The organism is Sagittula sp. S175, from assembly GCF_049800975.1.
Classification (GTDB): domain Bacteria; phylum Pseudomonadota; class Alphaproteobacteria; order Rhodobacterales; family Rhodobacteraceae; genus Sagittula.
The window spans coordinates 12,892-38,827 of the sequence record NZ_JBNAGB010000002.1 but is presented as its reverse complement, the minus strand read 5'-3'; the positions used below and the strand labels follow the sequence as shown (position 1 = coordinate 38,827).

The 25,936-nt window shown below is 64.7% G+C and carries 29 protein-coding genes; 20 read left to right on the top strand and 9 right to left on the bottom strand.

Going from position 1 to position 25,936, the window contains the following annotated elements; translation table 11 throughout:
* Window positions 1-25 precede the first annotated feature (25 nt).
* The 5 genes from ACP16H_RS03290 (at window position 26) to lpxB (ending at window position 3,835) form a co-directional block, all read left to right on the top strand.
* On the top strand, window positions 26-595 hold the full coding sequence (locus ACP16H_RS03290; RefSeq protein ID WP_425070826.1) for an OmpH family outer membrane protein: 570 nt from the start codon (window positions 26-28) through the stop codon (window positions 593-595).
* A 75-nt stretch (window positions 596-670) separates the two neighbouring features.
* Window positions 671-1,144 (top strand): 3-hydroxyacyl-ACP dehydratase FabZ, encoded by a 474-nt coding sequence (gene fabZ / locus ACP16H_RS03285; RefSeq protein ID WP_425070825.1) that lies wholly within the window; start codon window positions 671-673, stop codon window positions 1,142-1,144.
* Window positions 1,141-1,926, top strand: a complete 786-nt coding sequence (gene lpxA, locus ACP16H_RS03280; protein ID WP_425070824.1) for an acyl-ACP--UDP-N-acetylglucosamine O-acyltransferase — start codon at window positions 1,141-1,143, stop codon at window positions 1,924-1,926. Before fabZ ends, lpxA begins: the two co-directional genes overlap by 4 nt.
* Window positions 1,926-2,705, top strand: a complete 780-nt coding sequence (locus ACP16H_RS03275) for an LpxI family protein (protein ID WP_425070823.1) — start codon at window positions 1,926-1,928, stop codon at window positions 2,703-2,705. The genes lpxA and ACP16H_RS03275 overlap by 1 nt, the downstream gene beginning before the upstream one ends.
* Window positions 2,702-3,835 (top strand): lipid-A-disaccharide synthase, encoded by a 1,134-nt coding sequence (lpxB, locus tag ACP16H_RS03270; protein ID WP_425070822.1) that lies wholly within the window; start codon window positions 2,702-2,704, stop codon window positions 3,833-3,835. Before ACP16H_RS03275 ends, lpxB begins: the two co-directional genes overlap by 4 nt.
* Before the next feature lie 473 nt (window positions 3,836-4,308).
* On the opposite strand, the gene ACP16H_RS03265 is transcribed toward lpxB, so the two are convergent.
* Together ACP16H_RS03265 and ACP16H_RS03260 are read right to left on the bottom strand one after the other, a co-directional pair.
* Window positions 4,309-4,482 (bottom strand): hypothetical protein, encoded by a 174-nt coding sequence (locus ACP16H_RS03265; protein ID WP_425070821.1) that lies wholly within the window; start codon window positions 4,480-4,482, stop codon window positions 4,309-4,311.
* Window positions 4,483-4,533: 51 nt separating this feature from the next.
* Window positions 4,534-4,725 (bottom strand): hypothetical protein, encoded by a 192-nt coding sequence (locus tag ACP16H_RS03260; protein ID WP_425070820.1) that lies wholly within the window; start codon window positions 4,723-4,725, stop codon window positions 4,534-4,536.
* Between the two features lie 76 nt (window positions 4,726-4,801).
* On the opposite strand from ACP16H_RS03260, the gene ACP16H_RS03255 reads away from it, so the two are divergent.
* Window positions 4,802-5,863 (top strand): hypothetical protein, encoded by a 1,062-nt coding sequence (locus ACP16H_RS03255; protein ID WP_425070819.1) that lies wholly within the window; start codon window positions 4,802-4,804, stop codon window positions 5,861-5,863.
* A 47-nt stretch (window positions 5,864-5,910) separates the two neighbouring features.
* Here ACP16H_RS03255 and tkt read toward each other — a convergent pair whose 3' ends face one another.
* Window positions 5,911-7,926 carry a transketolase gene (gene tkt, locus ACP16H_RS03250; RefSeq protein ID WP_425070818.1) on the bottom strand — a complete coding sequence of 672 codons (2,016 nt, stop codon included), beginning with the start codon at window positions 7,924-7,926 and terminating at the stop codon, window positions 5,911-5,913.
* 252 nt (window positions 7,927-8,178) lie between these two features.
* Here tkt and ACP16H_RS03245 point away from each other — a divergent pair, with 252 nt between their 5' ends.
* Window positions 8,179-9,054: a hypothetical protein gene (locus ACP16H_RS03245; protein ID WP_425070817.1), complete on the top strand. Its 876-nt coding sequence runs from the start codon at window positions 8,179-8,181 to the stop codon at window positions 9,052-9,054.
* Complete coding sequence (locus tag ACP16H_RS03240) at window positions 9,051-9,452, top strand: cell division protein ZapA (protein WP_425070816.1); 402 nt, start codon at window positions 9,051-9,053, stop codon at window positions 9,450-9,452. Before ACP16H_RS03245 ends, ACP16H_RS03240 begins: the two co-directional genes overlap by 4 nt.
* A 76-nt stretch (window positions 9,453-9,528) precedes the next feature.
* Here the strand turns inward: ACP16H_RS03240 and ACP16H_RS03235 are convergent, their stop codons facing one another.
* From ACP16H_RS03235 to xth, 4 genes are all read right to left on the bottom strand, one after another.
* Complete coding sequence (locus ACP16H_RS03235; RefSeq protein WP_425070815.1) at window positions 9,529-10,224, bottom strand: hypothetical protein; 696 nt, start codon at window positions 10,222-10,224, stop codon at window positions 9,529-9,531.
* Between the two features lie 99 nt (window positions 10,225-10,323).
* Complete coding sequence (gene grxD, locus ACP16H_RS03230; protein ID WP_425070814.1) at window positions 10,324-10,689, bottom strand: Grx4 family monothiol glutaredoxin; 366 nt, start codon at window positions 10,687-10,689, stop codon at window positions 10,324-10,326.
* 23 nt (window positions 10,690-10,712) lie between these two features.
* Window positions 10,713-10,949, bottom strand: a complete 237-nt coding sequence (locus tag ACP16H_RS03225; protein WP_425070813.1) for a BolA/IbaG family iron-sulfur metabolism protein — start codon at window positions 10,947-10,949, stop codon at window positions 10,713-10,715.
* 253 nt (window positions 10,950-11,202) lie between these two features.
* Window positions 11,203-11,985, bottom strand: coding sequence for an exodeoxyribonuclease III (xth, locus tag ACP16H_RS03220; protein ID WP_425070812.1), 783 nt, complete (start codon window positions 11,983-11,985; stop codon window positions 11,203-11,205).
* Between the two features lie 465 nt (window positions 11,986-12,450).
* On the opposite strand from xth, the gene ACP16H_RS03215 reads away from it, so the two are divergent.
* From ACP16H_RS03215 to ACP16H_RS03205, 3 genes are all read left to right on the top strand, one after another.
* Complete coding sequence (locus tag ACP16H_RS03215; protein WP_425070811.1) at window positions 12,451-13,230, top strand: hypothetical protein; 780 nt, start codon at window positions 12,451-12,453, stop codon at window positions 13,228-13,230.
* Window positions 13,231-13,300: 70 nt separating this feature from the next.
* Window positions 13,301-14,362 (top strand): DUF6902 family protein, encoded by a 1,062-nt coding sequence (locus tag ACP16H_RS03210; RefSeq protein ID WP_425070810.1) that lies wholly within the window; start codon window positions 13,301-13,303, stop codon window positions 14,360-14,362.
* Window positions 14,359-15,288 (top strand): DMT family transporter, encoded by a 930-nt coding sequence (locus tag ACP16H_RS03205; RefSeq protein WP_425070809.1) that lies wholly within the window; start codon window positions 14,359-14,361, stop codon window positions 15,286-15,288. Before ACP16H_RS03210 ends, ACP16H_RS03205 begins: the two co-directional genes overlap by 4 nt.
* Before the next feature lie 85 nt (window positions 15,289-15,373).
* On the opposite strand, the gene ACP16H_RS03200 is transcribed toward ACP16H_RS03205, so the two are convergent.
* The gene (locus ACP16H_RS03200) at window positions 15,374-15,694 is read right to left on the bottom strand and encodes a HesB/IscA family protein (RefSeq protein ID WP_425070808.1); all 321 of its coding nucleotides are present in this window, start codon (window positions 15,692-15,694) and stop codon (window positions 15,374-15,376) included.
* Window positions 15,695-15,827: 133 nt separating this feature from the next.
* On the opposite strand from ACP16H_RS03200, the gene ACP16H_RS03195 reads away from it, so the two are divergent.
* The 9 genes from ACP16H_RS03195 (at window position 15,828) to ACP16H_RS03155 (ending at window position 25,086) form a co-directional block, all read left to right on the top strand.
* The gene (locus ACP16H_RS03195; protein ID WP_425070807.1) at window positions 15,828-17,009 is read left to right on the top strand and encodes a deoxyguanosinetriphosphate triphosphohydrolase; all 1,182 of its coding nucleotides are present in this window, start codon (window positions 15,828-15,830) and stop codon (window positions 17,007-17,009) included.
* Window positions 17,010-17,049: 40 nt separating this feature from the next.
* Entirely contained in the window at window positions 17,050-17,691 is a 642-nt protein-coding gene (locus ACP16H_RS03190) for a hypothetical protein (RefSeq protein WP_425070806.1), read from the top strand.
* 29 nt (window positions 17,692-17,720) lie between these two features.
* A complete protein-coding gene (locus tag ACP16H_RS03185) occupies window positions 17,721-19,568 on the top strand; it encodes a cation:proton antiporter (RefSeq protein ID WP_425070805.1) in 1,848 nt (615 codons plus the stop codon).
* Between the two features lie 40 nt (window positions 19,569-19,608).
* Window positions 19,609-21,000, top strand: a complete 1,392-nt coding sequence (locus tag ACP16H_RS03180; RefSeq protein ID WP_425070804.1) for a DALR anticodon-binding domain-containing protein — start codon at window positions 19,609-19,611, stop codon at window positions 20,998-21,000.
* 161 nt (window positions 21,001-21,161) lie between these two features.
* Window positions 21,162-22,226: an SPOR domain-containing protein gene (locus ACP16H_RS03175; RefSeq protein ID WP_425070803.1), complete on the top strand. Its 1,065-nt coding sequence runs from the start codon at window positions 21,162-21,164 to the stop codon at window positions 22,224-22,226.
* On the top strand, window positions 22,223-23,203 hold the full coding sequence (locus tag ACP16H_RS03170) for a glycoside hydrolase family 3 N-terminal domain-containing protein (protein ID WP_425070802.1): 981 nt from the start codon (window positions 22,223-22,225) through the stop codon (window positions 23,201-23,203). The genes ACP16H_RS03175 and ACP16H_RS03170 overlap by 4 nt, the downstream gene beginning before the upstream one ends.
* A gap of 12 nt (window positions 23,204-23,215) precedes the next feature.
* On the top strand, window positions 23,216-24,016 hold the full coding sequence (locus ACP16H_RS03165) for a segregation and condensation protein A (protein WP_425070801.1): 801 nt from the start codon (window positions 23,216-23,218) through the stop codon (window positions 24,014-24,016).
* Window positions 24,013-24,699, top strand: a complete 687-nt coding sequence (scpB, locus tag ACP16H_RS03160; RefSeq protein ID WP_425070800.1) for an SMC-Scp complex subunit ScpB — start codon at window positions 24,013-24,015, stop codon at window positions 24,697-24,699. Before ACP16H_RS03165 ends, scpB begins: the two co-directional genes overlap by 4 nt.
* 144 nt (window positions 24,700-24,843) lie before the next feature.
* Window positions 24,844-25,086, top strand: a complete 243-nt coding sequence (locus tag ACP16H_RS03155; RefSeq protein WP_425070799.1) for a hypothetical protein — start codon at window positions 24,844-24,846, stop codon at window positions 25,084-25,086.
* Between the two features lie 89 nt (window positions 25,087-25,175).
* Here the strand turns inward: ACP16H_RS03155 and ACP16H_RS03150 are convergent, their stop codons facing one another.
* The gene (locus ACP16H_RS03150; protein ID WP_425070798.1) at window positions 25,176-25,832 is read right to left on the bottom strand and encodes a DUF1236 domain-containing protein; all 657 of its coding nucleotides are present in this window, start codon (window positions 25,830-25,832) and stop codon (window positions 25,176-25,178) included.
* Between the last annotated feature and the right edge of the window lie 104 nt (window positions 25,833-25,936).

Sequence of the window (25,936 nt, the reverse complement as noted above, 5' to 3'; positions counted from 1 at the left end):
GCTGATGCGACGCATTGGATCTGTCATGACTCTCGCCCTCGGCCTTATGGCCGGGGGCGTTTTTGCGCAACAGGGCAACCAGTTGGACCTGGGAACGGTACAAAGCCCGGTGTTGGTGATCGACTTCGAGCGCGCTTTTTCCGAGAGCGCCTTTGGCCGACGCCTGAACGCTGAAGTCGAGCGGGAAGGCGCCGCCATCGTGGCCGAAAACCGTCGCATCGAGGCGGAACTGACCGAAGAAGAACAGCGCCTGACCCAGCAGCGCGCATCCATGGCGCCGGAGGATTTCCGCGCGCTTGCCGATGCCTTTGATGAGAAAGTCCAGAAGCTGCGCGCCGAGCAGGACGCCAAGGCCGAGGCGCTTGGCAAGCTGGGAGACCAGAGCCGGATCGATTTTCTCGCGGCAGCGCGTCCCGTGCTGGAGGCCTTGATGGTTGAATCCAACGCTGCGGTCGTTCTGGAACGGCGCGGTGTCCTGGTGGTCGCAGACGCGGTGGACATCACCGAGCAAGCCATCGCGCGCATCGACGACGTGGTGGCCACGCGTGATGATGGCCCCGTTCAGGACGGCCAACCGGCGCCGACCCAGCCCTGAAGGTCCCGCCATGCTTGCCCCGGAGAACGGGGCTTGGTAGTCACGCGACAGACACAAAAGACAAGGCAAAGCCCGATGAGTGACGATCTGAAGTCCGCCGATATCCAGCTGATCCAGCGGATCATCCCGCACCGTTACCCGTTCCTGCTGGTGGACCGTGTGGTCGACATCGACGGCACCCAGAGCGCGGTGGGCATCAAGAACGTCACCATGAACGAACCGCATTTCCAGGGCCATTTCCCCGGCCTGCCGATCATGCCGGGCGTCACGATTGTCGAGGCCATGGCGCAGACGGCTGCCGTCATGGTGGGCGTGACGCTGGAGATGGCCGACAAGGAGATGAAGGTCTACTTCATGGCCATCGACAAGTGCAAGTTCCGCCGCAAGGTGGTGCCGGGCGATCAGCTGCTGATGAAGTTGCAGACCCTGCGCGGCAAGCCCGGTGGCAAGGTCTGGAAGTTCGGCGGTGTGGCCGAGGTCGATGGCGAAATGGCTGCCGAGGTCGAGTTCACAGCCATGATGGACCTGCCTGCTCCGGTGAGCGCATGAGCGATCTGATCCATCCTTCGGCGGTGATCGAGGAGGGCGCGCGTCTTGGCGAAGGTGTCCGCATCGGTCCGTTTTGTCACGTGGGCCCCGAGGTCGTTCTTGGCGATCGTGTAGAGCTGAAATCCCATGTCGTCGTGACCGGCAACACCGAGGTCGGCGCCGATACGGTGATCTTCAATTTCGCGGTGATCGGAGAGATCCCGCAGGACCTGAAGTTCAACGGTGAAAAGACCCGGCTGGTCATCGGTGAACGCAATCGCATTCGCGAGCATGTGACGATGAACAGCGGCACCGAGGGCGGCGGCGGTGTCACGCGCGTCGGCGATGACGGTCTGTTCATGGCGGGCTGCCATGTTGCCCATGACGCGCAGGTCGGCAATCGCGTCATCATCGTGAACAACGCTGCCTTGGCCGGCCATTGTATCATCGAAGACGACGTCATCATTGGCGGGCTGTCGGGCGTGCACCAGTGGGTGCGCATCGGTCGCGGTGCGATCATCGGCGCTGTGACCATGGTGACAAACGACGTGATCCCTTACGGGTTGGTGCAGGCTCCGCGCGGCAAGCTGGACGGGCTGAACCTCGTGGGCCTGAAGCGGAGGGGCGTTGCGCGCGAAGACATCACCGCATTGCGGGCCGCGTTCCAGATGCTTGCGCAGGGCGAGGGCGCATTTCAGGACCGCGCGCGCAGGCTGGGCGCAGAGACGTCGAGCGACTATGTGCGGGAAATCGTTGACTTTATCTTGGGCGACAGCGATCGCTCGTTCCTGACGCCGGGCTGATGCTGGCGCTGATCGCGGGACGGGGGGCATTGCCCGAGGCTGTTCTGGCGGCCCGTGGGCAGGCCTTGGTCTGCGCGTTGGAGCATTGCCCGCCGGACCGTCTGTCGGTCGATTACACATTTCGGTTGGAGACACTCGGGACTTTGCTGCGCTGGCTGCGCGCGGAGGGTGTTCGGGAGGTCTGCCTGTGCGGTTCGATCACCCGACCGTCATTGGACTGGCGCAAGGTGGACTGGCGAACCTGGCCACTGGTCCCGCGGGTTTTGCGGGCTCTGGGCCGTGGGGACGACGGTGCCTTGCGGATCGTGATCCGGATTTTTGAAGGTGCGGGGTTCACCGTTTTGGCGGCGCATGAGGCCGCACCGGAATTGTTGCCAGGGGAAGGCGTGTGGGGACGGCTCCTGGCGGATGTGTCCTTGGAGGCCGCTATAGGCGATAGGGTGAGCGCCCAACAGGCGGTTAACGATCTCGGTCAGGCCTGTGTGCTGCGTCGGTCGGAAGTGGTTGCACGTGAGGACGACATGGGCACGGATGCTATGCTGGCGCGGTTGACGAATGGTGAAGGCGGCGTTCTCTACAAGGCTCCGAAGCCTGGGCAGGACCGGCGTGCAGATTTACCGGTGATTGGACCTGACACGGTATCGGGCGCGGCCAAGGTCGGATTGCTTGGAATTATTATTGAATATCAGGGGGTCATGGTGCTGGATCAGCCACGGGTGAGGCGGTTGATCGAGGCGGAGGGTATGTTTCTCTGGATCCGGGAAAGAGGCGCATCATGAAGGTCTTTGTCACCGCCGGGGAGGCTTCGGGCGACAAGCTGGGCGCGGCTTTCATGAGGGGTTTCAAGGCCTTGTGCCCCGATGTGGAGTTCCAAGGCGTCGGTGGGCCGTTGATGGAGGCCGAGGGGTTGGTGTCCATCTTCCCGATGGACGAGATCTCGATCATGGGGATCGTGGAAATCCTCAAGGAATACAAGGCGTTGAGGCGACGTATTCGGCAGACGGCGGATCATGTGCTGGAGTGGCGGCCCGATGTGGTCGTCACCATCGACCTTCCGGAATTTTCGTTGCGGGTCAATGGGTTGATAAAGGCGGCTTCGAATATCCGGGTGGTGCATTATGTTGCGCCGACCGTCTGGGCGTGGCGTCCGGGGCGGGCGAAGAAGATGGTCGGCGTGGTCGACCAGGTTCTGGCGCTGCTGCCGTTTGAGCCGCCCTATATGGAAGCCGTTGGGATCGCTTGTGATTTCGTCGGGCATCCGGTGGTTCTGGAGCCTGTGGCGACGGTCGAAGAGGCTGAGGAATGGCGGGCGGAACAGGGGTTTGCCGAGGGTGATCTGTGCCTTGTTCTGCCGGGATCGCGGCGGTCGGAGGTGTTAAGACTTCTGCCGATTTTCCGCGAAGTGGTTGCGGAATTGATAACGCGCAGGCCCGGGATTCACTTTGTGTTACCCGCCGGACGGGCGGTGGAAACGCTGGTTCGCGAGGCCGTGGCGGACTGGCCCGTGCCGGTGCAAGTGATTGATTCAAAGGACGTTCCCGGCAAGCGCGCGGCGTTCCGGGCGGCGGATGTGGCGCTGGCGGCGTCGGGGACGGTGTCGTTGGAATTGGCGGCAAGCGGGTGTCCGATGGTGATCGCTTATGACATGTCCTGGTTGAGCCGGCAGGTGATCGGACGGCTGCTGCTGGTGGATACGGTGACGCTGGTGAACCTTGTGTCCGAGACGCGGGCGGTGCCGGAGTTCATCGGAAAGAATTGCGTGCCATCAAGGATTTGCGAGGGGGTCCTGGCGGTTCTCGACCACCCCGAAGGACAGCAGGCGGCAATGGATCTGACCATGGAGCGGCTGGGCCGGGATGGGGAAGAACCGGGCCTGCGGGCGGCGCGCGCTGTGCTTAACAAACTCTGATCTTAACGGAAACGGCTGCGTTCGTTACCCGTGCGCGCGCGGTTAACGCGGCGTGCGCCTACCAGATGTGGTGTGGGGCCCCGGGTGGGCCCTTGGGTCGTTAAGAAACGGGGGGCCACGTTCAGGATTTTTTATGGGGTGAAGTGGCCGCTTTGGGGGGGATTCGCGGCCACTTGGTAAGGTTTGAAAGTGTGAACAGGCATTAAGGTTAATGTTTGGGGGAGAGAGAGGTTTTGGAGGGGGAGTGCGCCGGGGATGGACGGGGGGATTGGCCTGGGGGTACGTTGGCGAGAGGCGGGCCAAGGAGGCGGTGATGACGGCGCAGGAGTTTGACGAGGCGTTTGACGCGGGCGAGGATGTGAGCGTTTGGGTGGATTGGTCCAAGGCGCGGCGGGGGCGTGGTCGGGCGCGGTGAAGGGGATGGTGCGTGCGGAGCACGCACTCAAGTGATAGACTTCGCTATGCAACGCGGCTTAGCCAAAGAAATAGCCGAGTGCCAACAGGCCCAGAACTATAATTACGAATGCAGCCTCCCCATCACCACTTGCATCTGGTGCTTTTTGCTTTCTGCTTTCGTCACGGAGAAGTTTAGCTTGTCGATCTAGTTCTTCGGCCTTCGCACGAAGTGCGCTTTGCTTGCTTTGCATTTTGGTTCTCCCGAAATCGCAGTGGGCCTTTACAGCCCACTGCATTTGCGTTTAGACCGTAGGAAGTACGATGCCGGTCGTTGCCGCCACCACGGCGACAGCAGCGGTTCGTGCAACAGCGCCAGCCACGGTCTTGGCTACTTCACACCCACAATCGCGAGCGTCGGCATTATCCGCCTGTGCGCGAAGTTCTCTTGCGCTGGCCTCCAGTTGCTCAGCCTTTCTGATGAGATGGTCGGACATTGAGTGTCTCCTCTGTTGACGACACGGAAACTATGTACGAAATCTCGCGGGGAAACTGTCCAAGAAGAGTCCAAGTATGAGTGATGACGGCAAGTTCGACCAAGCCTTTGCGGGTGCGAGGTTACGAGAAATCGGAAAAATTCTTGGCTCAAAGTCTATGCCGGATCGCCTAGGGGTGAGCAGGTCCACTTATTATAATTATTGCGAACGCTTGACGGCAGAAAAAGCTCGCATTGCGGCTTTCAGGCTTCAAGTGCCTATTGAGGCATTTTATGATTCCGAATTCGATTTAAGCATTCGAAATGTAACAAGGGTTCAAAGCAATTATACTTCAGATGCAGCAGGTCGCCGAGTGGCGATTTTTGATGGAAGCAATACGGGACTTTTAACAGATTTCCTTGTTTCAAACGCAGATTTTATCAGTTCATTTTGCAAGGTTTTCATTGTGTCTCAGGATGAGTCTGTCTTCTTGCCAAATTCGGTATCCGCTGAGTTGGATGGTTATCGGAGGACTGTAGTTGTTGACGCGAAAACTGAGATTGGTGGAGAAAATGCCATTCTTGAGTCTGTCAAGCTCAAGGAAATAAGGTTTGAGCTAATTGAAGAGAACGACAGGGTTCTCCGGTACTTAAAATTTCCATTCCTGTTCGGTCCAAATCGACTTTTGGGTGTGCAGGATGCTCTTTCTATGAGAGCGTGCCACCGGCCCGAAGAAGCGATTGCATGTTGTTCCATTATGCCCAACTCAAGTACATTTGGCCTTATGCGGGAGATAGCGAAAGAGTATTTTGATGATTTTGAAATTATGAGTGTCTTTTTCGATAATCTTAAACGTTTTAAAGCGCATCTGAGGCTACACAACTTTGATGGGCAAGGCTCACATACTCGCATTTCTTTCGAAATGTGTCAGTCATTTGTGAAAACTTGGTTGGGGGAAGAGGATGCAGGGACCGCAGTTTCTTACGCATTGGAGGCAATTCCATTTTGTGTTTGCTCGAACCCAAGGCTAACTATTCAGGCGCTGAAGTTTATCGATGATATCGAGGCCGCTTCCGGTGCTTACAAGCATGCGGCAGACGTAGCGCTGGCGGCGATAGCTGCTCGGAAATATTTAGCCGTATTGTCCAACGCAAATTAAGATCGGACTAGGCTTGCCCCTTTTCGGGGCAAGCCACAATACTCGTACTACAGCAGGGCTTTGGCGGCCTCGGCGACTTTGGCCGAGGTGATGCCGAACTGCTCGTAGAGGACTTCGTAGGGGGCGGAGGCGCCGAAGCCGGTCATGCCGACAAACGCGCCCTTGTCGCGCTTGCCGCGCTCGTTGAACAGCCACTTGTCCCAGCCCATGCCGCAGGCGGCCTCGACCGCGACGCGGACCGGGCCTGCGGGGAGGACCTTGCGGCGGTAGGCTTCGTCCTGCTGCTCGAAGAGTTCCCAGCAGGGCATGGAGACGACGCGGGTGCCGATGCCTTCGGCCTGGAGCGCGTCGCGGGCGGCCATGGCGATCTCGACCTCCGACCCGGTAGCCATGAGGATGACCTGGCGCTTGCCCTCGGCATCGGCGAGGACATAGGCGCCTTTCTCGGTGAGGTTGGCGGTCTTGTGCTCGGTCCGGACGGTTTTCAGGTTCTGGCGGGTGAGCGAGATCACGGAAGGCGTCGCGCTTTGCGTCAGGGCGATTTCCCAGGCCTCGGCGGTTTCCACGGCGTCGGCCGGGCGGAAGACCAGCGTGTTCGGCGTGGCGCGCGAGATGGCCAGGTGTTCGACCGGCTGGTGGGTCGGGCCGTCCTCGCCCAGGCCGATGGAGTCATGGGTCATGACAAACACGGTCGGGATGTGCTGGAGGGCGGCGAGGCGCATCGCGGGCCGCGCGTAGTCGGTGAAGGCCATGAAGGTGCCGCCGTAGGGGCGGATGCCGCCGTGCAGCGCCATGCCGTTCATCGCCGAGGACATGCCGTGTTCGCGGATGCCCCAGTAGACGTAGCGGCCCTTGCGGTTGTCGGTGTCGAACTTGCCCATGTCGCCGGTGAGGGTGTTGTTCGAGCCGGTGAGGTCGGCGGAGCCGCCGCAGGTTTCGGGCAGGATCGGGTTGATGACTTCGAGCGCCATTTCCGAGGCCTTGCGGGTGGCGACCTTGGGGGCGGTTTCGGAGATTTGTTTCTTCAGCGCCTTGATGGTGGCGGAGAGTTTTTTCGGCGCGTCACCGGCCATGGTGCGGGCGAATTCGGCCTGGCGGGCGGCGGATTGCTCGGACAGGCGCTGTTCCCATGCTTCGCGGTCCTGGGCGCCGCGGGAGCCGACGGTTTCCCACCACGACTTGATGTCGGCGGGGACTTCGAACGGGCCGGTGGTCCAGCCCCAGTTCTCCTTCGCCGCGATGTTCTGGTCAGCGTTGGTCAGCGCGCCGTGGCCCTTGGAGGTGTCCTGCGCGGCGTGGCCGAGGGCGATGTGGGTCTTGCAGGCGATCAGCGAGGGGCGCGGGTCGGCCTTGGCGGCGGTGAGGGCGGCGTCGATGGCCTCCGGGTCGTGGCCGTCGATTTCCTGCACGTGCCACTGGGAGGCGGCGAAGCGGGCGGGCTGGTTGGTCACGTCCGAGAGGGAGACCTTGCCGTCGATGGTGATGTCGTTGTTGTCCCAAAGCACGATCAGGCGGCCGAGCTCGTAGCGGCCGGCGAGGCCGATGGCCTCCTGGGAGACGCCCTCCATCAGGCAGCCGTCACCGGCGATGACATAGGTGTGGTGGTCGACCAGCTTCTTGCCGAAGCGGGCGCGGAGCATTTCCTCGGCCATGGCGAAGCCGACCGAATGCGCAATGCCCTGACCCAGCGGGCCGGTGGTCATCTCGACACCCTTGAGGAGGAAGTTCTCTGGGTGGCCGGCGGTCTTGGCGCCCCACTGGCGGAAGTTCTTGATCTCGTCCAGCGTCACCTCGGGGTCGCCGGTCAGGTGCAGGAGCGCGTAGATCAGCATCGAGCCGTGGCCCGCCGACAGGATGAAACGGTCGCGGTCGTGCCACTCGGGGTTTTGGGCGTCGAATTTGAGGTGCTTGGAGAACAGCACGGTGGCGACGTCGGCCATGCCGATGGGCATGCCGGTGTGGCCCGAGTTGGCCTGAGCGACGGCGTCGAGCGCCAGCGCGCGGATCGCGGTCGAGCGCATCCAGTGTTCCGGGTTGCGGGTGCGAAGCTCTTGGATATCCACCGTGATGTTCCTTGGTTTGCAGCGTTTGGGCGCTCAATAGCAGCGTCGGGAAGAAAGGCAAGGTTTGCGCCACCCGAGCCGCGCAAAGCGGATGAAAACCGCCGTCCAACCCCTTGGGATTTATGGCGGGGATTTAGGGGGAGGCATTTTTTCTGGACAGTTGCTAGACTCTGGCGAAAGGGCCAGAGGTTGATTCGGGAGTGAATCGGTCGCGAGAAGGGCTTTGACTTGGTTACGGGGGCGTGAGGGCAGATGACCCAGATCGACGACTTGCAGGCGCGGATCACGCGCGCGCTGGACCGGATCGGCTACGGGCTGGAGAAGCACGAGCCGGGGGCGGGCTCTGACGAGGTGGAGGCGCTGACGCAGCGTCTGGCGGCGGCCGAGGCCGCGCTGGCGGAGGCGCATGAGACGGCCAACGCGGCGGCTGCGGCGGCGGAGACCGCTGTCGAAGCGGCGCGCGTTCAGCTGGCAGAGGACCACGCGGCGGCGCTGGAGGTCGTGGCCGGCGAAGCGGCTGCGGCACAGGAGCAGGCGGTGGCCGAGGCGCTGGAAAAGGCCACGGCGGAACGCAACGCGGCCATTGCGGCGATCCGGGCCGAGGCAGAGGCGGCGGTGGCCGCCGCCGGGACCGCGTCGCTGCCGGGAGAGGCCGAGGCGCAGGTGCCGTCTTCGGACTGGGCGCGGGTCGAGGATGAACTTCGGGTTCTGCGCGAGGCGCTGGAAGACGAGAAGCTGGCCAACGCACAATTGACCGAGCGGATGCGTCACCTGAAGGAAAAGATGCTGGCGGGTGGATCGGCGGCGGTGGTCGAGGCGGCGGGTGTCGCCGGGCTGACGCCCGAGGCCGTGGCGGAACTGGACGCCGAGGTGCAGCGGCTGCGCGCAGCCAACGCGGCGCTGGCCGAAAGCAACGCCGCGCTGCGCGAGGCCAATGCCATGGGGGTCGGGGACACGCAGCTTATCAACAAGGCGCTGGCCGCCGAGCTGGAGACCATGCGCGCCAGTCGTGCCGTGGATGCCGCCGAGACGCAGGCGCTGATCCAGGTGCTGGAGCCGCTGCTGGTCGCTGCGGCGGTTGAGGCCAGTGAGGATGGGTCCGGTGAAGAAGAGGAGGCCCGGGCATGAGCCAGATCGAGGTCGAGATCATCATTGGCGGGCGGTCCTTCGAGGTGGCCTGCCAGGAAGGCGAACAGCAGTTCCTGCAATCGGCGGCGGCGCTGCTGGATGCGGAGGCGCAGGTGCTGGTGGACCAGATCGGCCGCATCCCCGAGCCGCGCATGTTGCTGATGGCCGGGCTGATGCTGGCGGACAAGACCGCCGGGCTGGAGGAAAAGCTGCGCGAGGTCGAGGGCCAGATGCGCGTGCTGAAGGCGCAGGTCGAGGAATTGAAGAACGCGCCCGCGCCGGAGCCGGAGAAGGTCGAGGTGGCGGTCATCCCCAATGATGTGATCGACGCGCTGGCGGAAATCGCCGCGCGCACCGAGGCGCTGGCCGAGACGGTCGACGAGAAGCTGAACGTCTGAACGTCTGAACGTCTGAGCGCTTGAGCGGCGGAAACGGTGGGACGGAAACTTTTGAAGTTTCCGGGACGAAGTCGTTTCAAGACTTCGGGGGGCTGGTGGACAGGGCGCGTGCAAGTGCGCGGCCTGCCTTGATGAAGGCTTCGAGGTGGGCGGCGTCCTGTGGCAGGCGTTGCATCCGGAGGGTCAGTCCCTGCGTCGATCGTACCAGCGTGGGGTTATAGGCTGATTTTCGTCGGTAGAGCGGTGTGAACTCGGGCAGGCGGAGGACGGCGTCGAGCGCGGTTTCGCTGCCCGGCGCCGCCAGCAGCAGACGCCCGTGAACGGGGCTGTCGATCAGGCGCACGCCATCCGGGAAGTCTGGCATATGGCCGGTGAGGGCAAAGAGGATGCCAGGGCCGGTTGCGGTTGATTTCGGGTCGAAGTGGCTCTTGATGCGGCGCAGGTCGCCGCCCTTGCGGTCGGAAAGCTGGGCGGCAAAGCCGTTGATCGCGGCCTGGGGCAGGGTGATGTCGGTTTCGAGGATGGCGGGCGTGTGCTTTTGGCCGAGACGGAAGGTCAGGGTCAGGGTCCAGCCTTCGTCGAAGGCCTCCAGCGTGTTGCGCCGGATGTTGCCCGGATCGGTCCGTTGCAGGTAGCGCCAGTCATGCAGGGTCGCCATGCGGCGCAGCGGACGACCAAAGCGGTCGGGAGAGAGCGAGCGCGCGTAGGCGAAGACCGCGATGGCCAGAACGAAGGGCAGCAGAAAGGGCAGATACCAGGGGATTTCGAGCACGAAAGCCGTCCCTTTGGGTTTGTTCGAATGACTGATGGGAAAATGGTGCATGAAAAAGGGCGGCTCCGTCCGGGGCCGCCCTTGGGTGCGTCGCGCCGATCAGCCGTTGTTGGCTTCGCGGATCTTGTCGGCGGCTTCCTTGTTGTAGGTCACGCCGCTCTGGTCAAAGAGGCTGTCGAGTTCGCCGCTGAGCGTCATCTCGGTGATGATGTCGCAGCCGCCGACGAACTCGCCCTTGACGTAGAGCTGGGGGATGGTCGGCCAGTCGGAGTAGTCCTTGATGCCCTGGCGGATGTCGGCGTCCTCGAGCACGTTCACATCGGCGTAGTCGACGCCCATGTAGTTCAGCACGCCCGCGACGCGCTGCGAGAAGCCGCACTGCGGCATCTGTTTGGTGCCCTTCATGTAGAGCACCACGTCGTTGGATTTCACGGTTTCGTCGATGCGGGTTTTCGCGTCGGTCATTTTGGCTGTGTCCTGTGTCTGGATCAATCGGGGGCGCGGGTGGTGAGCGCGAGGGCGTGCAGTTCGGCGGAGGCGCCGTCCATCTTGCCCTTGAGCGCTGCATAGACGGCGCGCTGTTGCTGCACGCGGTTCATGCCGCGAAAGCTTTCGTCGACGACCATGGCGGACATATGCACGCCGTCGTCTCCTTCGACCGCGATCTGGGCGTTGGGGAAGGACTGGCGGAGCAGGTCTTCGAGTTCCTGGGCGTGCATCGGCATGTGGTCGGGTCCCTGTGGTGTCTGTGTTTGACTGCTTTGCTCAGAATTAATCGTCGCGGGGCCGAGGTGCAAGGGTGGGCGTCGGGTGGCGGGAGGGAGCTTGTCGCATGAACCAGGGTGCGAGAGGTCCCCTCTCGCGCTCTTTGGGGTATTTTCATCAAGATGAAGGGGGGGCGGCCCGGGTCAGGCGTATCGGGTCGGGCGTATCGGGTCAGGCGTATCGGGTCGGGCGCACCGGGTCTGGCGCCCCGGGTCAGGCGGCGAGGTCGATCCAGACGGGGACGTGGTCGGAGGGTTTGGTCATGGCGCGCACGTCCTTTTCGATCCAGGCGTCGTCGAGGAGGTCGGCGGCTTGCGGTGTCAGGAGGAAGTGGTCGATGCGGATGCCGTTGTTTCGTTCCCAGCTGTTCGCCTGGTAGTCCCAGAAGGAATAGTGGCCGGGGCCCTGGGTGCGGGCGCGGAAGGCCTCGGTGAAGCCGAGGTTGAGGATGCGGCGGAAGGCCTCGCGGGTTTGCGGCAGGTAGAGCGCGTCCTGTTCCCAGGCCTTGGGGTTGGCGGCGTCCTCGGACTGGGGGATGACGTTGTAGTCGCCGGCCATGAGGGCGGGCATCTCGTCGGCCATGAGGTCACGGGCGCGGGCGTGCAGGCGCTCCATCCAGGCCAGTTTGTAGTCGTATTTCGGGCCGGGGGCCGGGTTGCCGTTGGGCAGGTAGAGGCCGCAGAGGCGCACGGCGGTGTGCTCGCCCATGACGGTGGCCTCGATCCAGCGGGCCTGTTCGTCGCTGTCATCGCCGGGCAGGCCGCGCGTCACGTCCTCGAGCGGCAGTTTCGACAGGATGGCGACGCCGTTGAAGCCCTTCTGGCCGTGGGTCTCGACCGTGTAGCCGCGGTCCTCGAACTGCTCGCGGGGGAAGGTTTCGTCGACGGATTTGATTTCCTGGCACAGGACCACGTCCGGTTGCGCGGCGTCGAGCCAGTCCAGAAGTGTCTCGATGCGGGCCTTGATGCCGTTGATGTTGAAGGTGGCGATCTTCATTTGGCCCTCCGATAGCGCGAATCTGGGCTAGGGAGACCCCGTTTCGGGCCAGCGGTCAAGGTGAAGCGATTCGAGCCGGTGCAAAATGTGACGCGGAACCGGAGAAAGTCTGGTGTTGATTAGCGTCAGAAATCCGGGTAATTGTATCGGGTCTGTATCAGCTTTCGGATAATGCGATACAGAATGAGACAGCCGGACAGAGCGCTGATTTGTCGGCAATAATCCGAAATCGGGACTTTGCAAGTCTGCAAATTCGGCGCTTCTGCAAAAGTTTTCGATATCCACTGAAATTGCGAGGCTGGGGAAAAGGCGTATTGTTTCGATTTTCGAAACAATTGCCGGGCGATGCTCATGTGCACAAACCCTGTATATCGCAACTTTAACCAGAATTAATTTTCCGTAAACATTTTTTGGGTGCAGCCTGAGGGGGCAACGAAAACTGCAACCCCAACAAGGAGTTACCCAATGTCCGCAGTCCTCAAGCGCAAGCTGTCCTCGACCTTTGCCGCAGCCCCCGCACAGAGCGCCTTTGCCGGCGATTCGGTGGAGATGTTCACCTCCTGGTCCGGTCCGTCCGCTGGCGATTTCACCTCGGGTGACGCGGTCGAAATGTTCTGCTCTGCCTGCATCGACACCACCGGGTCCGCAGCAAACGGCGCGGCCGTCGAGATGTTCACCTCGTGGTCGACCCCGGCAACCGGCGACGCATCCCGCGGCGATGCGGTCGAAGCCTTCACCTCGTGGTCGGCACCTGTGACCGGCGATGCACGCACCGGTGACAACGTTCAGGCCTTCACCTCCTGGTCCGGTCCGGCCGCAGGCGACGCGATCAAGGGCGACAATGTCGAGGCCTTCTGCTCTGCCTGCATCGAGACCGATGGCGACGCCGCAACCGGCAGCAATGTCGAGGCTTTCACCTCGTGGTCGGCACCGGTGACCGGCGATGCGATCAGCGGCGACAATGTCGAAGCCTTCTGCTCGGCCTGCATCGAAACCGACGGCGAAACCGCGACCGGCAGCAATGTCGAAGCCTTCACCTCGTGGTCTGCCCCTGTGACCGGCGACGCCATCAGCGGCGACAATGTCGAAGCCTTCTGCTCGGCCTGCATCGAGACCGATGGCGAGACCGCAACCGGCGACAACGTCCAGGCCTTCACCTCGTGGTCCGGTCCGGCGGCTGGCGACAAGATCTCTGGCGACAACGTGGAAGCGTTCTGCTCGGCCTGCGAACCGGCCAAGGCGTGATTGTTTCTTACGAGTGATGCAAACCCGGGCGGGGCGCGACGGCTCTGCCTCCAGTGACAGAGGAATTGACATGACCAATATCGTTCAACTGACCGTCCCGTCCCGGATTGCGCCTCTGGAAGCGCGGATCACCGCGCTTCTGGGCTCCTTCGCTGACTTTCGCCGCAAGAGCGACGATGTTTTCTGGCTGAAGGAGAATGCCGAATTGCTGAACATTCTCGAATGCACCGGGCAGCCTGTGCCTGTCGAAGCGCTGGATGTTCACATGGGCTTTTATGCCGAGGCGGAAGAACGGCTGAGATTCTTCCCGCAATATTACAGATTTCTACTTTCCCTTGCATTGGATCTTGAAGATTTGGGCGTTTCGGGGAATGCTGCGCAACGAATGGTTGAGTTTGCGGCATCCCAGGGCCTCGCAGAGGCTGAGCTCTCGGATCTTCAGAGAGCGGAAGCACGGCGCCTGATGGTGCGCCGGGGCGTCGATCCGGTGCGCGACGAAGGACTGAGCGACCGGCTGCGCGCGTTCTGCGGACGAACCGCGACTTTTGCGCTGCCGAACAAGAAGGCGGCTTACGAGCTGACACACATCGTCTTTTACCTGTCGGAATACGGCCGGAAAGATCCCATGCTCGACGAACGGGCAAAGATGAGCCTTCATTTCGCTGGCCTGACCGCGCTGCTGGACCAGAACGCCGACCTGCTGTCCGAGATCTGCATCGCGCTGATCTATGCCGGGGTGACGCCGCCCGAGACCTGGACCGACTGGCTGGAGGAAGAGACCGCCGCCTATACGGTCGAGGCCGGTGAGCACGTCATGCTGAACGACGATTACCACGAGTTCCTCGTGTGCAACTGGCATCAGGCGGTGATCGGCGCGCCCGTGTTCCGCAAGCCGGTGTCGGATCACCAGCGGATGCGGTTCGACCGGGGCGCGCGTCCGCAGACGGCGCTGCGCGAGATCAGCCAGGCAATGATGGGCATGGACACGCGGTCGGGCGACTGGGAGCTGATGCGGCGCGCGATTGTACCGGCCTTGTCAGAAACGACGCTTGAGGTCTTGACCGCCGCGTCGGAAAGCAGCGACCTTTTTTCCGAGTTCTTTGCGGGCTTCGCCCGGGCAGGTGCAGCATGAATCGTATCGTTTTGTCAGGGACCGCCGTTGGCGCTGTCCTGGTGGTGGTCTACACCGGCATGATGGCCGCCGCGGACGGCATCACGAAGTTCATCGCGGGCAGCTACGCCGCGCCGCAACTGTTCGTGCTGTCCTCGCTGCTGGTGGTGCTGTTCTCGATGGGCGCTGCAAAGATGCAGGGGCAGGGGATGCGCGCCGGGCTGACGGTGCGCTGCAAGATGGTGATGTTCGTGCGGGCCGTGCTGACGGTGGTGGCGTCGGTCGGCTACTTCATGGCCTTCCGGTTGCTGCAGTTCGCCGATGTCTTCCTGTTCATCGCGCTGATCCCGCTGCTGGCGGCGGTGATGTCCGGGCCGATCCTGGGCGAGAGCCCGCGTCCCTCGGCCTGGCTGGCGCTGGCCGCCGGTGCCTGCGGCGTGATGTTCCTGATGCCGGGCGGTCTGGCAGGGATGCAGGCGGGTCATGCCTGGGCCTTGCTGGCGGCGCTGTCGGGGACCGGGTCCTTCCTGGCGGCACGGGTGATCGCCAAGGTGGAACGTGTGCCGCTGGCGCAGGTGTTCTGGCCGAACCTCGCGCTGATGGTGGCGATGGCGGTGGCGCTGCCCTTCGTGTGGAAGCCGATGGATATGAGCGACCTGCTGTGGGTTGCGGTTTACGCGGCGGCGCTGTTCGGGGCGCGCTACGTGGTGGCCGAGGCGCTGCGCCTGCTGCCGGCCTATGTGGCCACGCCGCTGATGAACCTGCAGTTCGTCTGGATGGTGGTGATCGGGGTGGTGGCCTTCGGCGAGGTGCCCGCGATGGGGACGCTGGTCGGGGTGACGCTGGTGATCGCGTCGGGGGCCTGGCTGGTGCTGGAGGAGCACACGGTGCGTGCCCGTCCCCGGACCTCTGTCTACCGGCGCGGAGAGGTCATTCCGGCCGAGTGAAGATGTCGGTTTAATGAAAGAGCGGGGTGCCTCGGGCGCCCCGCTTTGGGGTTTCTGGTCGGGATCGTGAAGGGGCGGTGTCCGCTCAGATGCTGAAGGACGTGCCGCAGCCACAACTGCTGGTGGCGTTCGGGTTTTCGATGGTAAACCGGGCGCCGATCAGCTCGTCGGCGAAGTCGATGGTGGCGCCCGCGAGGAAGGGCAGGGAGACCGGGTCAACCACGACCTTCTCGGTCTCGCCGATCACGAGGTCGTCCGTCGCCGGTTCATCCAGCCGGATGTCATACTGGAACCCCGAGCAGCCGCCGCCCTCGACGGCCACGCGCAGGGCCTTGCCCTGGTCGGCGGCGCCGATCTCGGAGAGGCGTTCGAAGGCGCGGGAGGTCACGATGGGCGGCAGGTTCATGGCGCGTTCCTTGTTGTCCGACCCTTTATGTAGGAAATCCCGCAGGCTGCGGCAAGGCGCGCGTGGGCCGTTGGTTGTTTCCTTTACATGTAAACGTTAGAAGACGGGCAAATTTTCAGCCGGAGGATACGGCATGAGCGAGGCATTTGCCTGCGACCCATCGCAGTCGCGCGGGCGGCTGTACCCGGAGGACGAAAGCGCGCATCGGTCGTGCTTTCAACGGGATCGCGACCGGATCATCCATTCCAGCGCGTTTCGGCGGCTGAAGCACAAGACGCAGGTCTTTGTCGAACACGAGGGCGATTTCTACCGCACGCGGCTGACCCATTCGATCGAGGTGGCGCAGGTGGCGCGGACGATCTCGAACACGCTGGGGCTGGATGTCGATCTGGCGGAGGCGGTGGCGCTGGCGCATGACCTTGGCCACACGCCGTTTGGTCATACCGGAGAGGACGCGCTGGACGAATTGATGCTGCCGTTTGGCGGCTTCGATCACAACGCGCAGACGGTGCGGATCGTGACGATGCTGGAACGGCATTACGCCGAGTTCGACGGGCTGAACCTGACGTGGGACACGCTGGAAGGCATCGCCAAGCACAACGGGCCGGTGGAGGGCGTGATCCCCTACGCCCTGTCCGAGTACAACCGGCTGCATGATCTGGAACTGCACACCCATGCCAGCGCCGAGGCGCAGGTGGCGGCCCTGTCCGATGACATCGCGTACAACAACCACGACCTGCATGACGGCTTGCGGGCGGGGCTGTTCACCGAGGCGGAGATCGTGCAGCTGCCCATGGTCGGCGCGGCCTATGCGGAGGTCGACCGGCTGTATCCTGACACCGACCCCTATCGCCGTCGGCACGAGGCGTTGCGGCGGGTGTTCGGCTACATGGTGGTGGACCTGATCGACTGTTCGCGGGCGCGGCTGCGCGACAGCGGCGCGCGCTCGGCGCAGGAGGTGCGCGATTGCGGCGCGCCGGTGATCGCGTTTTCCGATGGCCTGTACGCGGACCTGAAGGAGATCCGGCATTTCCTGTTCACGCGGATGTACCGCGCGCCCAAGGTCATGGTGGTGCGCGAGCGGGTGACGCGGGCGCTGAAGGACTTGTTTCCCATCTACATGGAGCGTCCCGACCTGCTGCCGCATCGCTGGCAGGGCGACGTGGCGCGGGCCGAAGGGCGGGCGGCGCTGGCGCGTCTGGTCGCGGATTACATCGCGGGCATGACCGACCGTTTCGCGCTGCAACAACATGCGGAGCTGACCGGCGCGGACGTTCTGGACGGCCTCGGGCAAAGCGGGCTTTCGCAGCACTGAGCTATATGGCAAACCCGCGATATGTCAGGTGGGTAGAGCGATGTTCGGTGTTTCGCGGTTCAAGGACAAGGTGGCGGTCGTCGCCGGCGCGGAGCATCCGCTGGGTGCCTCGCTGTGCCGCAGGCTGGCAGGGTTCGGGGCGCTGGTCGTCGCGGTCGGGCGGTCCGAGGCGGCGCTGCGCGACATTGCCCGACGCGACCCGAAGCGGATCGAGACGCTGGCCATCGGGGCCGGGCGGCGGGACATGCTGGCGATCCTCAAGGACACATGGGGCGACGAGCCGCTGAACTTTTACGCAGATTTCTGGCCGCTCGACGTGGCGGGACGCGACGTGGCGCCGCACGAGGTCTTTGCCCAGAGTGCCGGGTTGGCGGCGGCGCTTTTGCCGGGGATGAGAGCGGGGCGCGCCATGAGCGTCATGGTGGTTTCGGATACCGCGTGGATGGCGGATGTCCCCCTGAAAGGTGTCGAAAACATAGTGGGTTACGAGGCGCTGTTGATGCGATTGGCGAGCCGTGCGCAGCCCGGTCGCTTCGTCGGGCTGCGCCTGCCACAGGGCGTTGGCACATGGACCGGGGCGGACTGTGTTTCGGCCGGTGACATGGTGCTGACGCTGTTCCATCCTGTCAGTCGTGGATTAAAAAACGGTTCAATTGTCGACTGGAGCCCTGAACAGGCCTAGCTCTGTCGGAAACGTGAACGGAGATTGACATGGCAACAGCTGAAACGGCGGCAGGCCTTCTGGACCCGGTGCTGGCTTTTGCGCTTGTAGGGGCGCTGGGTGTGGGGAGCCAGTGGCTCGCGTGGCGGCTGCGGTTGCCGGCCATCGTGCTGATGCTGGCGGCGGGGCTGATCGTCGGCCCGGTGCTGGGCATCCTGGACCCGCCCGCGCAGTTCGGGGACATGCTGTCGCCAATGATTGCCATTGCCGTGGCGATCATCCTGTTCGAAGGCGGATTGACGTTGGATTTCCACAGCTTGTCGGACGCGGCGAAGGGCGTGCGGCGGCTGGTCTTCATCGGTGCGCCGCTGGGCTGGCTGGCGTCGGCCTCGGCGCTGCATTACGTGGCGGGGCTGTCGTGGGAAAGCTCGGCGGTCTTTGGCGGCATCATGATCGTGACCGGGCCGACGGTGATCGCGCCCTTGCTGCGGCAGGCGAAACTGGCGCGGCGGCCTGCGGCCTTGTTGCAGTGGGAGGCCATCGTCAACGACCCGGTGGGCGCGCTGGCGGCGGTGCTGGCCTTCGAGGTGGTCGTCGTGTTGCAGACCGCCAGCGGTGCGGGCGAGGCGGTGATGGACCTTTTGGTGGGCATCGCGGTGGCCTCGGCGCTGGGGTTGGCGGCGGGCTGGGGGCTGGCGCAGGCCTTCAAGCGGGGCTTTGTGCCGGAATACATGAAAGTCCCGGTGTTGTTCGTTGTTTTGCTTGCAGTTTTCGCGGTCTCGGATTCGGTTCTGCATGAAAGCGGGCTGTTGGCGGTGACGCTCATGGGGCTGTGGATTGCCAATGCGGGCCTCCCGTCCTTCACCGAGCTTTACCGGTTCAAGGAACATGCGACGGTGCTGCTGGTGTCGGGGGTGTTCATCCTGCTGGCCGCGGGCATGTCGTTCGAGCGGCTGATGGTGCTGGACTGGCGGGCGCTGGTGTTCGTGCTGGCGGTCGTGCTGATCGCGCGGCCCTTGCCGGTGCTGATCGCGCTGGCCTTTACCAATGTGCCGCTGAAGGAGCGGCTGCTGGTGGCCTTTACCGGGCCGCGTGGCGTGGTGCTGGTGGCGGTGGCCGGGCTGTTCGGCGAGCGGCTGGCGGGGCTGGGCATCGCGGATGGCGAGCGGGTCGCGCCGCTGGCCTTTGTGCTGGTGGCGGCGACGGTGGTGCTGCACGGCTTTACCCTGACGCCCTTTGCGCGGTTCCTTGGGCTGAGCGCCGGGGAGAAGCCGGGCGTGCTGATCGTGGGGTCGTCGGGCTGGTCGGTGGCGCTGGCGAAGGCGCTTGCCAAGATGGAGCTGCCGGTCATCATCGCGGACACCAACCACGCGCGGCTGCGGCTGGCGCGGGAGGCGGGCGTGCCGGTGTTCTCGGGCGATATCCTGTCGGAGGTGGCCGAGGAGCGGGTCGAGTTGATGGCCTTCGAGAAGATCATCGCGGCCTCGGAAAACGACGCCTACAACACGCTGGTGGCGACGGACCTTGCGCCGGAGTTCGGCCGCGAGAACGTGTACCAGCTGAAGCGGGTGAAGCAGACCTCGACCCGGCACGCGCTGCCGGCGACGCTTGGCGGGCGGCCCCTGGCGCTGGAGCAGACCTTCATGGAGGCGAATGCGCAGATCGCGGGCGGGCACGAGTTCCGGGTGTCGACCCTGTCGGAGGAATGGACGCTTGAGAACTGGCGCGAGACCCTGCCCGAGGCGGTCGCCGTGGCCGAGCTTACGCCGGGCGGGCGGTTGCGGTTCCTGAAGCCGGGGGAGACGCCGCAGGACAAGCCGGGGACCAAGATCCTGTCGGTGGGCGTGGCGCGGGCCGAGCGTCAGGGCAACGGCGAGGCGGTTGAAGCCGCCGGGTGACGTGGTAGAGGGGGCTGTCCTATGCAGGGGAGCCCCGCCCATGAACGTCTTTGCCGATATGCGTGACCTCGTGTTGGTGGCGATTGCCCGGCTGGTGGCCGAGGGCGCGTTGCCTGAGGGGCTGGACCTGTCGGCGGTCATGACGGAGCCGCCGCGCGATGCGCTGCATGGCGAGATGGCGACCAACGCGGCCATGGTGCTGGCACGGCCCGCGCGGATGCGCCCGCGCGAGATCGCTGCGGCCCTGGTCGCCGTGCTGCGCGAGGATGCGCGGGTTCTGGCGGCGGATGTGGCAGGACCGGGGTTCGTGAACATGCGGCTGGCGCCGGAGGTCTGGCAGGCGGTGCCGGGGGCGATCCTGTCGGCGGACGATTTTGGCCGGGTCGCGGGCGAGGCTCCGGTCTGCGTGGAATACGTGCTGGCCGGGAAGGACGCGGCGTTGCATCTGGGTCAGGCGCGGGGGATGGTGACGGCGGACGGGATCGCGACACTGCTGGAGTGGACCGGGCACGCGGTGCGCCGGGTCCTGCGGCTGCGGGGGGACGCGGTGGCGCAGGGCTTGGGCCTGCCGTTCGAGGCGGTGAAAGAGGTCGCGGATCAGGGCTTTGGCTGGATGCCGGAGGGGATGTTGCGGGACGATGCCGTGCTGACCCTGAACGCGGAGGACTGGAACGAGGAGGGTTGGCCGCTGCGGCGCGGGGACGGGCGGTTGACGGCGCTGGGGCGCGATGTGCTGGCCCTGCGCGACCGGCTGGGAGGCTCTGGCACGGGCGGACTGGGCGCGGGGGGGCGGCTGGTTCTGGTGCTGGACGCCGATCGCGGCGGGGATGTGCGCCCGCTGATGGCGGTGGCAGAGGCTTTGGGCGGGCAATTGGACGTGCGGCTGGTGCCGCCTGTGACGGTGCCGGGGGGCGAGACCTCGGTCGCTGCGATGGAAGAGGCGGTGGGACCGGACCTGATGCGCTTTCACCTGATGGCGCGCAGGCCGGACGCGGTGCTGGACCTTGATCCGGCGCGGGTGACGGAACAGGCGCGGGCCAATCCGGCGTTCGAGGTGAGCCACGCCTATGCGCGGCTGGCCTCGGTTCTGCGCGACGTCCAGGAAGAGGACGCCACGCTGGCGGCGCAGGACCTGCGCGGCCTGAACGATCCGGCGGAACTGGCGCTGCTGCGGCTGCTGGCCGACTGGCCGCGTCAGGTTGCCATTGCGGCGCGGGTGATGGAGCCGCACCGCATCGCGACATACCTCGTCACGCTGGCCGGGGCGGTGGATCGGCTTTGGTTGCGCGGCCAAGAAAACCCGGGGGTGCGTTTCATTCAGGACACGCCTGAGGAAACATTGCCGAAAATCGCGCTTGCCCGTGCCACGGCGGTTGTGATTTCCGCCGGGCTTGGTATCTTGCGCGTGACTCCGCTGGATGAATTGCGCTGACACAAGGCGCACGGCAGCGGGTGACGCAGGCGCCGCCCGACATGAGGACAAGGGACACTCCAGCCGGAGTGCGTTCTGACTCCCGGGCAATACGTGCCACGACATGAACGAGCAGAACCACCTTTCGGGCAACGTACCCGGAGGGGAAACACGAGGCAGACATGGCGGATTACACCTATGATGGGGGGTCTTATGCCCCCGCTTCCCACCGCGTCGGCAAGCAGGTTTCGATGACGAACCTCGCCGGGGCTGCGGCGTCGCTGGCGCTGATCGTTGGCGTTGGTGTCTGGGGCTACGGCGTGATGGCGCGCGACGTGAGCGGCGTGCCGGTGGTGCAGGCGGCCACGGGGCCGATGCGCATCGCGCCCGAGGATCCGGGCGGCACGCTGGCGGACCATCAGGGGCTGGCGGTGAACGCCGTGGCGGGCATGGGCTCGGCCGAGGGGCCTGCAGAGCAGCTCATGCTGGCGCCGGTGCCTGCGGGGCTGGCCGCCGAGGACGTCGCGTCGAACGCCATGGTTCCGGTGGAGCCGGTGGCCCAGTCGGTGCCGGTGGCCCAGTCGGTGCCGGTGGCCCTGACGCAGGATGCCAACACCGTGCAACTGCTGCCCGATCAAAGCGAAGAAGACGCGGTTCTGGCGCTTGTGGCGCAGCTTGCCGCCGAGGCGGAGCCACTGGAACCGCTGGCGCAGGACATGGCCGCGTCGGATCTGACCGACGTGCAGGACGTGTCGTCGAGCGGGGCCGACCTGTTGGACGATCCGATGGATGGGTCCGATCTGCTGGACGGGATCGAAGGCGAAGACCTGGCGGAGGCAGAGCCTGCCTATACCGGGCCGGGTCTGGCGCGCTCGCTGCGTCCGAAACTGCGTCCCGGCGGGATGCAGGTGGCCTCGATGGGGCCGGTGGATGCGGCGGTTGTCGCGGCGGCCACGGCCCCCGTCACGCGCGAGCTGGATGCGGCGACGCTGCCTGCGGGCACGCGGCTGGTGCAGATCGGTGCGTTCGACAGCCCGGAAACGGCGCGGACGGAATGGCAGCGGCTCGAGGGGCGCTTTGGCGAGTTCCTCGAAGGCAAGGGCCGGGTGATCCAGCAGGCGCAATCCGGTGGCCGGACGTTCTATCGTCTGCGGGCCGAGGGGTTTGTCGATCTGGCCGATGCGCGGCGGTTCTGCGCGGCCTTCGTCGCGGAAAAGGTCGACTGCATCCCGGTGGTCACGAAATGAGCCGCTTTGGCGCGGCCATCCTTGGCTGCGCGGGCGAGCGTCTGACAGCCGAGGAAAAGGCGTTGTATGCCGGAATGAAGCCTTTTGGCTTCATTCTTTTTGCGCGCAACCTGTCCGGGCCGGAGCAGATCCGCGCCTTGTGTGACGAGATGCGGGATGCGGCGGGTTTCGATGCGCCGGTGTTTATCGACCAGGAAGGCGGGCGGGTGCAGCGGCTGCGGCCGCCCTTGGCGCGGGAGTTCCGGCCGCCGCTGGAGGATGCGGGTCTGGGCGCGCGGGCGTTTTACCTGCGGGCGCGGATCATTGCGCATGAGTTGCGTGGTTTGGGCATTGACGGAAATTGCATTCCGACGCTGGACGTGGCGCGGGATGAAACCCACGCGGTGTTGCAGAACCGCTGTTACGGGCGCGACGTGGCGACGGTGGTGGAGCATGGGCGCGCCGTGGTGGATGGCTTGATGGCGGGCGGTGTGCTGCCGGTGATGAAGCACATGCCGGGGCATGGGCTGGGCACGCTGGACAGCCACAAGGAACTGCCGCGCGTCGGGGCCGCGCGGGATGAGCTGGACGCGGTGGACTTTGCCGCGTTCCGGGCCTTGCGGGATGTGCCCTTGGGCATGTCCGCGCATCTGGTGTTCGAGCAGATCGACCCCCGCCCGGCGACGATTTCGCCGGTGATGGTGCGGCTGATCCGCGAGGAGATCGGGTTTCAGGGCCTGCTGATGACCGATGACATCAGCATGGAGGCGCTGTCCGGCACGGTGGCGGAGCGGGGCGCTGCGGCGCTGGCGGCGGGTTGTGATCTGGTGCTGCATTGCAATGGCGATCTGGCAGAGATGCAGAGCCTTTGGGAGCGGTGTGGCGAGATGGGCGTGCAGGCGCAGACCCGCGCAGAGGCGGCGTTGAGTGCGCGGCGTGTCCCTGACGATGTTGACATCGCCGCGCTCAACGCGGAATTTGACGGCTTGATTGCCTGACGAGTACCCCCAATGGCCGACGAGACCCCTGAAACAGAGCCGCAACTGCCGCTCTCTGTCGCCGATCGCGTGGCGGCGGAGGCCCTGGTCGTGGATGTGGACGGGTTCGAGGGGCCGCTCGACCTGCTCTTGAACATGGCGCGCACGCAGAAGGTGGACCTGCGGCAGATCAGCGTGCTGGCGCTGGCGCATCAGTATTTGGCCTTTGTCGAGAAGGCCAAGGCGCTGCGGATCGAGCTGGCGGCGGATTACCTGGTGATGGCGGCCTGGCTGGCCTTCCTGAAATCGCGGCTGCTGCTGCCGCCTGATCCGTCGGAGGAAGGCCCCTCGGGCGAGGATCTGGCGGCGCATCTGGCGTTTCAGCTGGAGCGGTTGCAGGCGATGCGCGAGGCGGCGGCCACGCTGATGGCGCGGGACCAGCTGGGGCGGGATTTCTTTGCCCGTGGCATCCCCGAGGAAATGCAGCGGGTGCGCAAGGTGGTCTATACGGCGACGCTGCTGGACCTGATGCAGGGCTATGCGCGCATCCGGACAAAGGATGAATTCCGCCCCTTTGTCATGGACCGCGACAAGGTGTTCACCATGGAACAGGCGCTGGAGCGGATGCGCGGTATGATCGGCTTTGCCGGGACGTGGACGGATATTTCGTCATACCTGCCAGAGGGTTGGGGCGAGGACGAGGTCATGTGGCGCTCGGCCACGGCGGCGACCTTTGCGGCGACGCTGCAACTGGCGAAGGAAGGCAAGCTGGAGCTGCGGCAGGAGGGAACGTTTTCCCCGATCCAGCTGCGGCGCAGGGAGGGCCGGGAATGAGTGATGTCGTCGACACTGGGGAAGAGCGCGGCCCGCGCGATCAGCGGCCCATGGACAGCCTCTTTGCCGCGCCGCCCATCGTGGAGCAGGAGCGCATGGTCGAGGCGATCCTCTTTGCCTGCGCCGAGCCGGTGACGGTGAAGGAACTGGCCGACCGGATGCCGCATGGCTGTGACCCCGCCGAGGCGCTGGCCTACCTGCGCAAGCGCTATGAGGGGCGCGGCGTGCAGGTGGTGCGCGTGGGCGATGCCTGGGCGATGCGGACGGCGGGTGATCTGGGCTACCTGATGCAGCGCGAGACGGTGGAGACGCGGAAGCTTTCCCGCGCGGCGGTCGAGACGCTGGCGATCATCGCCTATCACCAGCCGGTGACGCGGGCCGAGATCGAAGAGATCCGCGGCGTGGCGGTGTCGCGCGGCACGGTGGACCAGTTGATCGAGATGGACTGGATCCGGTTCGGTCGGCGCAGGATGACGCCGGGGCGGCCCGTGACCTTCGTGGTGACGCAGAATTTCCTCGACCATTTCGGGCTGGAATCGGCGCGCGATCTGCCCGGGCTGGCGGAACTGCGGGCGGCGGGGTTGCTGGACAACCGGCCTTCGCCCATCGGCGGGCAGCGCGAGGAGGAGGACCCCGACGATCTGGAAGCGGGCGAAGGCCAGAGCGAACTGTTCGAGGATTGAGGATAATCCTTCAGGTCTGCCCGAAATTGGTCGTATTTCGCCGGTAATCCCGGGGGTGAGTTTTGGTGGCGCGGTGGCATCTGGCCGCCCGCGCCCCATATGAGATGTCAAACCACGCGCAGCAGGACGCGACAGGAGGCAGCGATGAATTTCGATCAGATCATGCGCATGATCGTGAACCAGGTGATCCGGCAGTTCGTCAGCCGGGGTGTCAACGCGGGCATGAACAAGATGGGCCAGATGGGGCAGGGACGCTCCGCGCGCCCGCGTGGTGAGCAGATGGCCTCGGATTTCGATGTGGACCCGCAAGAGCAGCAGCGGCGGCAGGAGCAGCAAGCGGTGCGTCAGGCGCGGCGGGCGGCGCGCGAGGCGCGGCGGAATTCCTGATCCGGCCTGTGCGCCAATCAGATGTGTACCTAACAGAAAAGGCCCCGCGCCGTTGAAGCGCGGGGCCAATCCGTCAGGTTATCCGCAGGTTAGCGAACGATATAGACGATGCGGCGGTTCTCGGGGTTCACCACGACCGGCGCGTCGTTCACGTTGACATAGGCGTATTCGGTATCCGGCACCGAGTAGATCTCGACACCTTCGGGGATACCTGCACCCACGGCGACTTCACCGTTCAGGTAGACCGGCTCCACCGGGTTCTGCGAGATGTAGGTCACAGTCTGCTCGTCCGGGGCGGATGCACCGCCTGCCGCGCCGAGGATCGCACCAGCGGCGATGGCCACGGGACCACCCACCAGAAGCGCTGCGGCACCGGCACCCACGGCGGCACCTGCGGTGGCATCCATGGCATTGTCGACGGTGTTGTCACCCTCGATCACGGTGATGCCCGGCATGGTTTCGATGTTCTGGTAAACCACGGTGGGCTCGGGGGTGGTGGTGTTCACGAGGTAGGGGCTGTAGGCCCAGCCCTCGGTGCCATCGAAGCTGACCTTGCACCAGTCGGTGGTGGTGCAGCCCTCGATGTCGACCATGGCGTCCTGCGGCATCACGGCGAGCACTTCGGCCTGCGGGCCGGGCGCTGCGCGCAGGTTCAGTTCCGTCGTGGTCGACGCCGCAACGGCGGCCATCAGCGGCGCGGCTGAGACGGCGGTCAGGGCGGTCGCGAGGGTCAGTTTCTTCAGCATGTCGTATCCTTTCGTGGATGTGGTCAACGCCGGTCGGTGTCGGCGGCGTCATTGCATCCACAACTGGCGACGGGGCTAAACGGTTCCTGCGAAAGCGAAAACCG